Source organism: Sulfuriferula sp., assembly GCF_054605375.1.
Map to the genome: position 1 here is coordinate 15,897 of NZ_JBTSEG010000031.1, position 14,676 is coordinate 30,572.

A 14,676-nucleotide genomic window follows, 5' to 3' on the forward strand; every position below is an offset into this window, starting at 1 on the left:
GCCAAACGGGCGATCAAACCTGCGTCGCCCCACCCTTAGGTTTTACCCCCATTCAGTATCCAATGGATCAGTACTATGCAATGCTTATTAAAAAGATGGCTGATCCTGGGTTTGACAGCATTGCCTTTGACGGCACTGGCTGATACCCAGCCGGCTGATGCCGTATCGAGCGCAGCCGTACCGGCACCCGTGGCTACTTTCCCGGTTCTCGAATACCAGGTTGAGGGCAATACGGTGTTGTCCAACCTCGCCATCGAAGAGGCCGTGTATCCGCATCTGGGCGAGAAAAAGTCTGTCGCTGACGTGGAGCAGGCGCGAAAGGGACTGGAAAAGGCCTATCACGACGCCGGTTATCTGACGGTGCTGGTGGATATCCCGGAGCAGGAGGTCAAGAGCGGCCTGGTGCGGCTCAAGGTTACCGAAGCGACGGTCGATCGCCTCAAAGTGAGCGGTTCGCGTTATTACTCGCTGGGCTGGATCAGGCAGCAGACACCCGCGCTGGCCGAAGGCAGCGTGCCGTATTTTCCCGATGTGCAGAAACAATTGACTGAGCTGGCGCGTACGCCAGACCGCAAGGTGGTCCCGGTGTTGCGCGCAGGCAGGGCGCCCGGAACGGTGGAAGTGGATTTGCAAGTCAAGGACCGACTGCCTTTGCACGGCTCGCTTGAGGTCAATAACCGCTATGGCGCGAACACGACGCCTGACCGGCTGGCCGGCTCGTTGCGCTATGACAATCTGTGGCAGCGCCAGCACAGTTTGTCTTTCAGCTATCAGGTCGCACCGGAAAAGCCGCAGGAATCCAACGTGCTGTCAGCAACCTATGTGGTTCCCGGTGTGGGCGGACAGGCCTATGCGCTGTATGCGGTGCGTTCCCGCTCCAATGTGTCGGCAGTGAGCGGTTTCACCTCGCTGGGCATGGGAAATTTCTATGGGATGCGCTGGATCATGCCGTTGCGCTCCCACGATGAGCACTACAACCATACGCTGAGCCTTGGCGTGGATTACAAGAATTCATTCGAAAGCGTGCTGGGCGGTGCCGACAGTGCCAACGCGATCAACACCTCGATTACTTACATGCCTTACATGCTCCAGTATGCGGGAACCCTGCGTGAGGGAAAGGCGCTCACCCAGTTCGACATTGCCGCGAATTTCCACTTGCGCGGTTCGCGCAACAACGATCAGGATTTTGCCAACAAACGCTACCTTGCCTCGGCAAATTACTTCTATTTGCGTGGCGACGTGCAGCATACCCAGCCGCTCGGGCAGTGGAGCGTGTATACCAAAATGGGCGGTCAGGTTGCCAGCGGTCCATTGATTTCGAACGAGCAATTTACTGCCGGCGGAGCGGACAGCGCGCGCGGCTATCTGGAAGCCGAGGCGTTGGGCGATGACGGGGTACAGGGCACACTGGAATTGCATACCCCGCCGCTGTTCAACCCGGCGACCTCCGGGCTGGGTCAGATCTACGCACTGGCGTTCATGGATGGCGCCTGGCTGTCGGTGAGGTCGCCGCTGCCTTCCCAGCAATCCGTATTCCTGCTGTCCAGCGCTGGCGTCGGGTTGCGCGTACAAGGCTTCAAGGGGTTCCAGTTCGGCCTGGATTGGGCGCGGCCGTTCAAGAGCCAGACTTATACCAAGGCAGGCTCGTCGCGCATCCATGCAAGGTTGCTGTATGAGTTTTAATCGCTACAGGCTGGCGCGTCCCGCCCAGGCCAGCATGCTGCTGCTTGCCTTGTGCAGCAGCTTGAACGTCGCCTATGCGCGTCCATACGTGCCAACAACGCCCTTGGCGCCGAACGCTTTGCCGCAGCCATGTCCGGCAGGTTGTGGCGGGCAGCCGTTCACGCCTACATCGCCTGTGCCTGGTATACCGCAGATTGTCTATCCTGCACCCAACGTATTGCAGGTAAACCAGACGGATCAGCGTCAAATTTTCAATTGGTCCAGCTTTAATATCGGTTCTCAAGCCAGCGTTAATTTTAACCAGCCCAGTGCAAGTGCGAGCGCGCTCAACCGTATCTACGACGCCAATCCCAGCCAGATAGCCGGCCAACTGAATGGCAATGGCCAGATTATTCTGTACAACTCGAACGGCATTCTTTTCCAGAATGGCGCGCAGGTGAATGTGGGGTCACTGGTTGCCTCCAGTCTTAATATTCAGGATGCGGATTTTCTCAATTCGGTCTTTTATCGAAGCCTGGATGGGAATAGCAATCCAGCATTCACGGGTACGGGCGGTTTTATTCAGGTGGATGCGGGTGCGAAACTTGCCACTGCGAATGGCGGGTCGATCTGGCTTTTTGCGCCGACGGTGACCAACAACGGGCTGATCCAGACCCAGGAAGGGCAAGTGATCCTTGCAGCAGGACACAGCGTATACCTGCAGGATTCCAACGACGCCGGCGTGCGTGGTTTCCTCGTTGAAGTAGATAACGGCGGTGCCGCCATGAATCTGGGCGATATCATTGCCACCCGCGGCAATGCCACGCTGGTGGGTCTCGCAGTGAATCAGATGGGGCGTATCTCGGCCACTACCAGCACCACCTTGAACGGCTCGATCCGGTTGCTGGCGCGTGATACGCGCATAAATAACGCTTTGCTGACAGCCAGCAACACCTCGGCCAACGGCCAGCTGGATGACAGCGGCAACTCGTTGCAAGGCGTCACGCTTGGCGCCGGCTCCGTGACCAGCGTGTTGCCTGAGCTGGGTACTGGTCAGACCATTGCCGATTCGCAGAATTTCATGCAATCCAAAATCGACATCCACGGGCGTACGATCCAGATGCTGGATAGCGCGCGGGTACAGGCACCCTACGGATTGATTAATTTAACCGCCACGAATAACCCGAGTGCGGTTGCCGGGGACTTCACCAGCAATTTAACGCAGGCGGTGCCGGGTGTGGGCGTGTATTTCGCACCGGGGAGCGTGGTGGACGCCAGCGGCACGCAGAATGTGTCGCTGGCGATGGAGAGCAATTCCATCGAGGTCAATCTACAGGGCGCGCAACTGGCGGATGCGCCACTGCAGCATAACGGGTTCCTGAAAGGCAAAACGCTTTGGGTGGATACGCGCACGGCCGGTAACGGGGTACTCCCGGTCGCGGATATTTCCGGTTATCTGGGTGATATCCAGCGCACCGTGGATGAGAAGACGACGAAGGGCGGCACGGTCACGGTAAATTCCCTGGGTGATATCGTGATGAGCCCGGGTTCCAGTATCAATGTGTCGGGTGGATCAGTGGATTATCGCAGCGGCTATGTTAAATCCGCGCAACTGCTATCCAACGGCCAAGCATACAATTTCGCTACGGCGCCCGCCAACCTGATTTACGACGGTGTGGCTGGTACTTACTCGGTGACCGATCCGAAGTGGGGCGTCACTCAGAGCTGGACTACGCCCGCGGCGCAAAAAGGCAGATACGAGCCCGGTTATGTTGAAGGCAAACCAGCCGGCCAGATCAAGCTGCAGGGTTTTGCCTACGCGCTCAACGGGCAATTGCTGGGGCAGGGTGGCCCGGCAGGTGCCCTGCAGCAAGCCAGCGCCAATTTACCAACCGCAGGAAATCTGCTGATCGGGAACGCGCTGGCACGTCAATTTACCCCGGCTATCGATTTCGCCACGGGCGCCACACCATTACCGGCCGGCTATCAATTTGGCGATCCGCTACCCAACCAGCTGACCATTTCAACCGACGCGCTGCGGCAGGGCGGCTTCGGTCAGTTGCTGGTTTACTCGGGCGGGAGGATACATCTGCCCAAGGATGTGAATCTGGCGTTGCCCGACAACGGGAGTTTGTCCCTGACCGGGTTGAATGTGGCAGTGGATGGAAATATCACGATACATGGCGGCACCGTCAGTCTCAACGCTAGCGAAGTGAATCAGGGACAAGTAGCAATGACCGGTATGAACCTTGGTGCCGGTGCGAAAATTGATGTTTCCGGGTTGTGGGTCAACGATTTGCCGAATATTGCCGGCACCAGTCCGAGCGGGCCGCTGGCGATCAATGGCGGTAAGGTCGCGCTTTCCTCCCAGCTCGGGCTGGATCTTCAAGCGGGGAGTGTGGTTGACGTGTCGGGTGGCGGCTGGCTGAACGCGTCCGGCAAGGTGCAGGCCGGAAACGCAGGCGGAATCACGCTAAAAGCCAATCAGGCAAAGCGTTTAGAGGCTATTAATGGCGCATTGCAGCTGGATGGAACGCTGCTCGGCAACGCCCTGGGTCAGGGTGGTGCGCTGACTATTTCAACGCCGAATGTGCGCATCGCAACAGGGCTGGTCAGTACGCCGGGTTCGTTTAACCTTGACCCCGGTTTTTTCAATCAGAATGGGTTTGAAACCTACAACATCGATGGCCAGCAGCAACTTGATGTACTGGCAGGGACCCTCATTGCACCCATTGCCCAGAGCCGGGTGCTTGATACAAGTTACAAGTTGCGTCCCACCGGTTCGAAGCTGGCCGATTTCAGCTACCTGCAGGCGCAGCCGATGGAATTGCGCCATCCCGTCAGCCTGACGCTGACCGCATTGGGCGGAGCCACACCGAATCAGGCTGGTTCGTTGCATATTGGTCAGGGTGCGGTGATTCGCACCGACCCGGGCAGCACCATCAAGTTGTCCGCGGCCCAGTTGCTCGACGTGAACGGCACGCTGGCAGCACCGGGCGGCAGCATCACGCTCACCCAGGCCGAGGGTTTGGGTCGCGGCACGGCGCTGAACTTTAGCGATCAGGCCGGTATCTGGCTCGGCAGCCAGGCGCGTCTTCTGGCATCGGGCTACGCTCGCATTCTGCCCGACAGCAAAGGCGCGCGGACCGGCAACGTGTTATCGGGCGGTAGTGTGAACATCGCTGCTTCCAATGGCTATGTCATGACGGATCCGGGTGCCTTGATCGATGTTTCCGGCAGCGCCGGCATCGTGGATCAACTGCCCGGAACCAGTGTTTATCTGGCACAACCAGCAACTATCGGCGGCGATGCCGGTTCGGTGGTGATCTCTGCCACTGAGGGCATGGTGTTGAATGCCCGTTTGCAAGGCGGCGTAGCGGTTTCCGGCGCTCGGGCGGGGCAGCTGAGCGTGTCGATGGATGACCAGTTCGGTATTACAGGGCGAGGATTGGCCAGCTATCCGAATCCAGCAGGGGCTCAGACGTTGGTCATTACGGAAAACAGCGCCAGCTTGCCAGCCAGTATCGGGGCAGGAACGCCGGTACCGAACAGCTATAACGGCAATGCGTATGTCGCGGCCGATCAGTTGCGCAGCAGCGGCTTCGGTGAAGTGACGCTTTCTGCAAAAGATAAAATCCTGTTCGCCAGTTCGCTCGATCTCAGCGGATTTGCACGCAGTCTGGCGCTGGATGCGCCGGCGTTTGAGGCGAACGGAACGTCTGAGGTGAAACTCGCTGCGCCCTATCTGACGCTGGAAAATACCAGGCAGGATGCCCAGGCATCAGGAAGTCCTGCTGCAGGTGCTGCGCGATTGACTGCCAGTGCAACTCAAAATCTGGATCTGATCGGCAACCTTAATCTGCGTGGCTTCAAAACGGCTAAATTCGAGAATACGCAGGGTGATATCCGCCTGATCGGTGTGGATGTTTCGGTACAAGCCAACGCGCCAACGCTGCCCACCGGACAGCTTGCCAGTAGTGTGGATGACTTGTCCTTCACTGCGCGACAGATTTATCCCGCCACGCTGACCGATTTTGCTTTGCGGATTCAGGATAATCCGATCGGGACAATCACGATCAACAGGGCTCAAGACGCTAACGGTGCACCGGTTTTCGATGTCCCGGTTTTTTCTGCCGGAGGAGCGTTAACAATCCAGGCGCCGAAAATCATTCAGGCAGGCGTGGTCAAGGCACCGTTGGGTGTCATCACACTGGATGCGGGTGACTTGAGCTTGGGCCCGCAAAGTATCACCAGCGTATCGCTCGAAAATCAGCTGGTTCCTTTCGGTTCAATTTATAACAGCACGTTCTGGCAATACGGTGTTGCTAAGGGGTACGAATACAGTGTTACGTTGCCGCCCAACAAACGTATTGCACTCAAAGGGACAAACGTACGTGTGGATGCGGGCGCTTCACTGAATCTGAGCGGCAGTGGCGACCTCTACGCATCAGAATTTGTAATTGGTCCGGGGGGGAGCCGTGACGTGCTTGCGGACCCGACAATGTTTGCCGTAATGCCTGCATTGGGTAATAACGTGGCACCTGTCGACGTTCAGTATGACAGGGGGACAACACTCAAACCCGGCGATAGCGTGTATCTCTCCGGTGGTGCCGGACTCAAGCCGGGAATGTACACCTTGTTGCCGGGCAAATATGCGCTTCTGCCGGGCGCGTTCGGGGTGCAACTGGTGGCTGGAAAACCGGTGATTCCGAATCAGGCGCTAACGCTTATTGACGGTTCGGCATTGAGTGCCGGTTACCGGCTTGTTGCGGGAACCGGAACGCACGAATCCGGTTGGTCGGCCTATGTCGTGATGCCGCAAACGGTGGTACGAAATCTGGCTCAATACCAGGATTACAGTGCCAATAACTTTTTCGGTCAAACCTCAACAAGCCAACCGGTTGCCCCACCCCTGCCGCAGGACGCCGGTCAGCTGGTGCTGGCCGCTACGCAGGGCTTGAGTATTGCGCCCGGCACAGTCGACATGGCGGTGAATGGAACAGGTCGTGGTGGTTTGGTGGATGTGGTAGCGCCAAAGATTGCGGTGGTCGATACCACCGGGAATTTTGCGGGCTACCTGGAGTTGACGTCCGACTCGCTGTCGAGTCTGGGTAATGCAAGTGTACTTCTGGGCGGAACGCGAACGGCCACGGCGGATGGTACGTCGATCCAGGTCGAAGCGAGCGATGTGGTGGTGGCGAATAATGCCGCAGCACCGCTGCGTGTTTCCGATCTGATATTGGCAGCGCAGGATCATGTTTCGATTGCGGACGGTAGCGTGATTACCGCCACCGGCGACGCAGGCAACAATCAATCCGTGCTGCATGTGAGCGGCCCCGGCGCACTGTTACGCGTGACGAATGGCACGCAGGCACACGTGGAGCGCACCGCGACAGGTTCCGGAAATGGGCTGCTGACAGTGGGTGCAAATACTCAGCTTGCTGGCAATTCTCTGCTGTTCGATGCAACCGGCGACACGACAATATCGGCGTCGGCCAGGATGTCAGCGCAAGCGGTAAGTCTGGCTTCCTCCAAAATAGCGCTGGGTAGCTCGCCTGCTGGCATTAGCGGGCTTGATCTGACCGCAACCCTGTTGCAGCAGGTGGCGGGTGCGTCGGATCTGATCCTGCATAGCTATAGCACGCTCGATATATACCAGAATGCAGGTTTCGATCTGACTCGGCACGTCGATAAGCAAGGCAATCCTCTGGTTTCCTCTTTGACGCTGGATGCGGGCGCCATTGTCAGCCATCTCGCCCCAGGCCAGAACGAGGAATTCACCGCGCATCAGATCACCTTGCGCAACAGCGGTGCTGCGGTGTCGTCAAGCGGCGGCAATGCAGGTGAATTAACCTTGACTGCGCAGGCGCTTGTTCTGCCTGTGGGTGGGGCGGTGACACAAGGCACCGGTACCCTGGCGCTGCAGGATGGCACACAATCGATTGCCGGGTTTAGCCAGGTCAACTTGAATGCAGGCACGCAAATTGTGGCAAGCGGTAGTAATGCGTCGCTAAACACCGATATTGCGGCGCTAAACACCGTTAAAAATGCGGAGCTAAACACCGGTAATGCGGCGTTGACGCTGGAGAGTCCACGCGTGACAGCATCGGATAAAGCCAATTTCAGCATCAATGCTGGTACTGGCGCGGTGAAAATCATCCAGCCCGTGGCTGCGGCCGCGTTACCGGACACATCAAGCCTGGGTGCCAAGCTGGGGATCAAGGGCGGATCGATCTCACAATCGGGAAGCATTGTACTGCGCGGCGGTGACCTGATGCTGAACGCGACCCAGGGCGATGTGGTGCTTGGAAGCGGCGTCGCCGCTGATCCCCAGTCGCGAACCGATGTGAGCGGCTGGGCCGAGCATTTCGCCGATCAAACGCGCTATTACCCCGGCGGTAAAGTCACCCTGCAGGCTGACCAGGGTAATGTGTATGTGAAAACCGGGGCCACGGTGGATGTCAGCGGCGCGAGCGACAGCAACGGTTCCGGTGATGCGGGTACGCTCAACGTGAGCGCCAGCAAGGGGATAGCCGAGTTTGCCGAGGGCAGCATTTCAGGCAACGCAACAGGAACCGCGACGAGCGGCAGCTTCAATCTCGACGTTGGCGCGCTCAATCTCGACGCGGCTGGCAATAATCGCTTTGTCGCGCTTAACCGCGCCCTGGAGACCGGCGGCTTCCATCAATCCCGAACGCTGCGCGTGCGCACTGGTGATGTGACCATTCCGCTGATGCAACAACAGGACGCGAATGGAAACGCGGTCAACCTGCCGGTGCGCGCCAGAAACTTTAGCCTGACAACGGACGCTGGCAGCATTAGCGTGGCAGGGCAGGTGGATGCTTCTGGTGCCCAGGGCGGGCACATCGCGTTGAATGCGCAACAGGATATTACTGTCCTGCCGGATGCCAAACTTGACACAAGTGCGACGGATTCTGCCGGCGTCGGCGGAACCATCAATCTGTTATCCAGCAATGGCTGGATAGATGTGAAACCGGGGTCAAGTTTGATTGCGGCAGGCGCAGCCGGCAACGGTAGAGTACTGCTGCGCGCAAAGCGCAATGCCGACAATAGCGACGTCCAGATTCATGCACTCGGCGATACCTCGACTTTCAGCAATGTAAATAGTGTGGTTCTGGAGGCTTATCAGAAGTATTCGTCACCGGGTACGATTGCTGCGGCGGACTTTGGACCAACGAGCACCTGGTACACCGATGCGGTGAGTTTCATGGCCAACACGGCGGCGATTAAACAACGCCTTGGTGTCGCGGGGGATAGCCGCATACAACTTGCTCCGGGTATCCAGGTTCAATCCGGCGGCGATATGACGCTAAGCGGCGACGTTTCGCTCGCAGCCTGGCACTATGATCCGGTAAGCGGTGCCCCGACAACATCGACTAACGGAACGAATACGGCAGGCGTACTCACTTTGCTTGCGGGCGGCAATCTCAACCTGAACGGCAGCCTGAGCGATGGCTTTAGCACGTCAACAACAAGCGGGGTCCAGTATCGCGGCGTCAATAGCTGGTCCTATCGGCTGGTTGCCGGCGCAGATACCACGAGCCCGGATCTCAACGCAGTACAACCAGATATCAGCAAGGTTGATTCCACTAGCGGAAATGTCACGCTGGCAGCGGACAAACTGGTGCGCACAGGTACCGGATTTATCGATATCTCGGCAGCGCATAATTTGATACTGGCGGCTCCAACCTCCGTGATTTACACCGCTGGGTATGATACGGCGCTGGATCCATATTATCCGAAATTTGCCAAAGGTTATGCCGCGCCATGGAAAACTGCGAATTTTCCGACGGGAGGAGGCGATATTACGATTCAGGCCGGGCGAGATATTGTCGCTGCGCCTGAGACTCAGTTGTTTAACCAGTGGCTGACTCGTGTCGGCGAGCTTAACGCCGATGGCACCATCAAAAATAATTCGCGCACGACATGGTGGACCAATTTCTCGCTTTTCCAGCAAGGCGTCGGCGCTCTGGGCGGCGGCAATGTGGTGGTCACAGCGGGGAATGACATTAACAATCTGGGTGTGGTAATACCGACCAATGGTCGTCTGGACGGCGCGGCCAATACAATTCCCTCAGCAGCCAATCTGGTGGTGCAGGGTGGCGGCAATCTCCTCATTACGGCGGGTCACGATATTAACTCGGGCCTGTTTTACGTGGCGCGCGGTATTGGCACCGTGCGCGCCGGAGGCAGTCTTGGATCCAATCCTACGGCTGCTCCCAAGGATAGCGGAAAATTTTATACCATCCTCGGGCTAGGAGATGGCAGCTTCAATGTCACTTCGAACGGCGACTTGAATATTCAAACAGTCGTCAACCCAACCGTGCTGCCTACTACTTTTCCCGGTACCGCATCGGTATTCAACACTTACGGTGCTGATAGCGCAGTGAATCTACGTTCTTTAAACGGCAATGTGGTTTTCGGCACGAATACTGCTGCACAGTTCCTACCAGTTTTCGCCGAGTTTGATAGTTTTACCAAGAACAGCATCTTCCAGTTTTATCCAGCGCGTCTGGAAGCGGTCGCTTTGCAAGGGGATATTCAGGTGAACCCTGGCGGCAATATCGTATTGATGCCATCCGCTTCAGGAAAACTCGCTTTGCTCGCCGCAAATTCGATTTCATTGTCGGGCGGGATTCAGGTGTCGGGCGATAACCCGAATCTGTTGCCAACGCCTTTGAACCCGGCCGCCGACGTCGGAGCTGGAACCGGATTAGATGCGGTCGCTGCGGCAATAGCAATGCCGAATTCACTCTTTTTACCTGATACACCCGTGCACCAGGGTAGCGATGCGTCGTCCATGTCTTATCTTGTGGCACGTGCTGGGGATATCGAGGGTATTGGCTCGGGAACCCAGTATTCGGTGATTCTATCCACTCCGGCATGGATAGAAGCCGGACGCGACATCAAGGATCTCGGTTTGCAGGTAGAGAACCATGATGCGAATACGGTAAGTACGGTGCGTGCAGGGCGTGACATCATAAATTCGCAGGTTGTGAATCCTCAGAACGGGAAAGTGTATTCCAGCGAGCCGACAATATCCGTCAGCGGCCCCGGCAGTCTCGAAGTGCTGGCCGGGCGCAATATCGATCTCGGCGCTTCAAAGGGCATCGTCAGCCGCGGTAATCTGGATATCACCAATTTGCCTGCAAATGGCGCGGATCTGTATGTGCTGGCCGGACTCGGCCAGACTGCCGATGGGCGTGTGCGCCAGCCGGATTACCAGGCTTTCGCCAGCAGCTATTTCGATGGCTCGCCCTCTGGCCAGCAGGCGCTGCAGGATTTTTTCGCCAACGTCGAGCGTCAGTTGCGGTTGAACCAGTCGCTGACTGAAGCGGATGTTCAGCAGCAACTCGCTGCATACCACAACCAATTTGACACGATGGCGCTGTCTGAAAAAGTATTGCCGGTGTTTTTCAGCGAACTCCGGCAAGGTGGAAGACAAGGTCAGGCGGGTAATTATCAACGTGGTTACCAGGCAATCGCCACCCTGTTTCCCGGAGGCTATCAGGGCGATATCAATCTGTTCAACAGCCAGATCAAAACCGAATCCGGTGGGGCGATTAACCTGCTTGCTCCAGGCGGTATGGTTAACGTGGGCCAGGCCAATCCGGCAAATACCAAGAGTGCATCGGATCAAGGTATTTTCACGCAGAGCGGTGGCGTGATCCGCTCCTTCTCCAACGGCGATTTTCTGGTGAATCAGTCACGTGTGTTCACGCTGCAAGGCGACGACATATTGCTGTGGTCCACTCTGGGCAATATCGATGCAGGCAAGGGTTCCAAAACGGCGGCTGCGACGCCGCCGCCGCGTTTGATTTTCAGAAAGGGCGTACAGGTGCTGGATACGACGAGTGCTGTGTCGGGTAGCGGCATTGGCCAGTTGTTGACCAAGCCGGTCTATAAGCCGGGAATTGTGGATCTGATTGCACCGAAGGGTGCCGTGAATGCCGGCGACGCAGGTATAAAAGTCGCCGGTGATCTGTTTATTTCCGCTCAGAGCGTGATAGGCGCCAACAACATTCAGGTTAGCGGCATATCGGTTGGCGTGCCGGTCGCACCGAGCACTTCGCTTGCCGGCTTGACCGGAACCGGACTGTCGGATGCAAGCCGTGCAGCCGACAATACGGCCAAGACACTCGGTTCCAGCAATACGAGCGAAGACACGCTGAATAACATCAAGAAAGCATTGTCTGGTTTGCAAACGTCGTTTATCAGTGTGGATCTGATGGGGTTTGGGCCAACCGGCCAATCCAGCGGACTAACTGAAGAAGAAAAGAAGCGCCAGCAGCGCTGAATACATCGTTCAACTTCACTCCTGTGTAACACGCACATGAAATACTATTTTCAATTTTGAGAGCACCGGTAATGAAAAAAATATTGCTCACCCTGATCCTGGTTTTGATGATGCCGCAACTAGCCAATGCCTGGTGGAATGGCGAATGGTCTGACCGGCAAAAAATAACGCTGGATACCACCGCATCCGGTCTGCCTTTGAAACAGGAGGTCGATTTACCGCTGATGCTGGTTCGCTTGCACACGGGTAATTTCGATTTTGATACAGCCAGGATTGACGGTGGCGATTTACGTTTTCTGGCCGAGGATGACAAAACACCGCTGAAATACCACATCGAGAAATTCGATAGCGCAGCGCAGATCGCGCTGGTGTGGGTACAAGTTCCCAAGCTTCAGCCAGGTTCCAGGGAAAGTCATATCTGGCTGTATTACGGCAACGATAATGCCAATGCGGGCGATGACCCGAAAGGCAGTTTCGATGTAAACCAGATTGACGTATTGCACTTTGCCGAGGCGCAAGGTGCACCCAAGGATGCAACGGCTTACGGCAACAATGTAACGCAGTTTGACGGCAGCCATATTCCGGGCGGCATGATTGGAGGTGCCGTATCGTTCGATGGCAAGCAGTCATTGCTGATTCCCGCTTCGCCTTCAATGAAAATCAGCGCAGCGACTGGCGCGACGATTTCATTCTGGATGAAACCGGGGGCTGCGCAAACAGCACCGGTGGTGACGTTGCATGATGGCAAGACGGCAATCACGGTCGGCATCGACGGCAGCCAGGCGTACGCCAGGGTCGAAGGGGGCACCCAGCCGGGCGAAACCGCGCGGGCTGGTAATCTTGTCGCGGGAACCTGGCACCATGTGGCGGTCACCGTGGGCAAGCAGCTGATCCTCTACGTTGATGGGCAGCCGGTCGCGAATGCGCCGGCGGCAAGCCCGGATATGCAGGGCGAAGTCACGGTGGGAGGCGGATTCCAGGGGGACTTGGACGAGCTTGAACTTTCCAATGTGGCACGCTCTGCCGACAGTATTTACCTGGCAGCCTTGAGCCAGGGGGCCGGAGCGAAGCTATTGACATTGGGTGCGGATGAATCGCATAGCGAAGGCAGCACGTCCTACTTTGGCGTGATCCTGCAAAGCGTGACGCTGGATGGCTGGGTGGTGATCGGGATCTTGATGGTAATGGCGGTGATCAGCTGGATGGTGATGGCGATGAAGGCGCTGGTCATCAATCAGACTGACAAAAACAACAAGAAATTTCTGGAAGCTTTCCATCAACTCAAGATGGACGAAACTGCCCGGCTCGACGCTGACGACAGCGCCGACGACGTCGATATCAAGGATTCGGCCCTGATGCTGGCGCTGTTCGGCAAACACGATCATTACCAGCATTCCTCGCTCTACCAGCTCTACCATGCTGGCGTAAGGGAAGTGAAGCACCGTTTTGCCGTGGCGAACGGCAACAAGACGCTCTCGCCACAGGCGATCAGCGCCATCAAGGCCACACTCGACGGCACCCTGGTGCGCGAGAACCAGAAGCTCAACAAGCTGATGGTGTTGCTGACAATCGCTATTTCCGGCGGGCCGTTTCTTGGACTGCTGGGTACCGTGGTGGGGGTGATGATTACCTTCGCTGCCATTGCCGCGACCGGTGATGTGAATGTGGCAGCGATTGCTCCGGGTATCGCTGCGGCGCTGGTGGCAACTGTCGCCGGCCTCGTGGTCGCGATCCCGGCGCTGTTCGGTTACAACTATCTGGGTAGCCGCATCAAGAATATTTCGGCAGATATGCATATTTTTGTGGACGAGTTGATCGGCCGCTTTGCCGAAGCGTACGTCTAATTAGGAGCTGACCATTATGGATTTGCGCGAAGACAACGAACCGTATGACGATATCAACATTACACCGATGCTGGATTTGGCGTATGTGCTGCTGGTGATTTTTATCATCATGACGACCGCCACGGTGCAAGGGATCAAGGTCAATTTACCCAAGGCGAGCGCCACGCCGAGCTTGGCGAAGCCTAAAACCAAGGCCGTCACCATCGATGCCAATGGACAAATTTATCTGGATACCTATCCAGTGACGATGGTGGAATTGGAATCGCGTTTGCGGTCGTTCAAAGCAATCACGCCGGATTTACCGGTGGTGATCAAGGGCGATTCAAAGATTCAGTATGAGAAGGTGATCGAGGTGATGGATTTATGCGGGCGGCTGGATATCACCCAGCTCGGGCTGGTGACGCAGAAGCTGGTCAAGTGACGCAGAGGCGGGCGCGATGAGCAAGCTTAAATCACGGCTGCCGGCCCTGATCGGCGTGGGTTTGATATTGCTGTTCATCGCCGGGCTGATCTACATGATCAAGGGGTTCCTCGACGGGGCTGAGAAACCGTCGAAGCACAAAGTGCAGCAGATTTCGCTGATCAAGCCGCCGCCGCCCAAACCGCCGGAGGAAAAACCGCCGGAGCCGCCGAAGATAGAGGAAAAGCAGAAGATCGTGGAAGCGCCACCCGAGCCGGCGCCCGACAATAAACCGCCGCCTGATCAGCCGCCTCCGGGTGAAAAACTCGGACTGGATGCAGATGCGAGCGCAGGCAGCGATGGATTTGGATTAGGTTCGAACAAGGGCGGACGCGACATCACGCTGGGCGGCGGAGGTGGCAGCCGTGCGCGCTGGTATGCCGGTTTGCTTG

Annotated in this window: 4 protein-coding genes and 1 pseudogene; all 5 read left to right on the forward strand. The window is 57.0% G+C overall.

Annotated features, from left to right (window positions below):
• The first annotated feature begins 75 nt into the window (after positions 1-75).
• Positions 76-1,683, forward strand: a complete 1,608-nt coding sequence (locus ACYCZJ_RS14015; protein WP_461554852.1) for a ShlB/FhaC/HecB family hemolysin secretion/activation protein — start codon at positions 76-78, stop codon at positions 1,681-1,683.
• Positions 1,673-11,980, forward strand: a complete 10,308-nt coding sequence (locus ACYCZJ_RS14020) for a filamentous haemagglutinin family protein (protein ID WP_461554853.1) — start codon at positions 1,673-1,675, stop codon at positions 11,978-11,980. The genes ACYCZJ_RS14015 and ACYCZJ_RS14020 overlap by 11 nt, the downstream gene beginning before the upstream one ends.
• A gap of 71 nt (positions 11,981-12,051) precedes the next feature.
• Positions 12,052-13,824, forward strand: a complete 1,773-nt coding sequence (locus ACYCZJ_RS14025) for a DUF2341 domain-containing protein (protein ID WP_461554854.1) — start codon at positions 12,052-12,054, stop codon at positions 13,822-13,824.
• Positions 13,825-13,840: 16 nt separating this feature from the next.
• Positions 13,841-14,245, forward strand: coding sequence for an ExbD/TolR family protein (locus tag ACYCZJ_RS14030; RefSeq protein ID WP_461554855.1), 405 nt, complete (start codon positions 13,841-13,843; stop codon positions 14,243-14,245).
• A 16-nt stretch (positions 14,246-14,261) separates the two neighbouring features.
• Positions 14,262-14,676 (forward strand): annotated as a pseudogene (locus ACYCZJ_RS14035) (hypothetical protein); the annotation flags it as partial.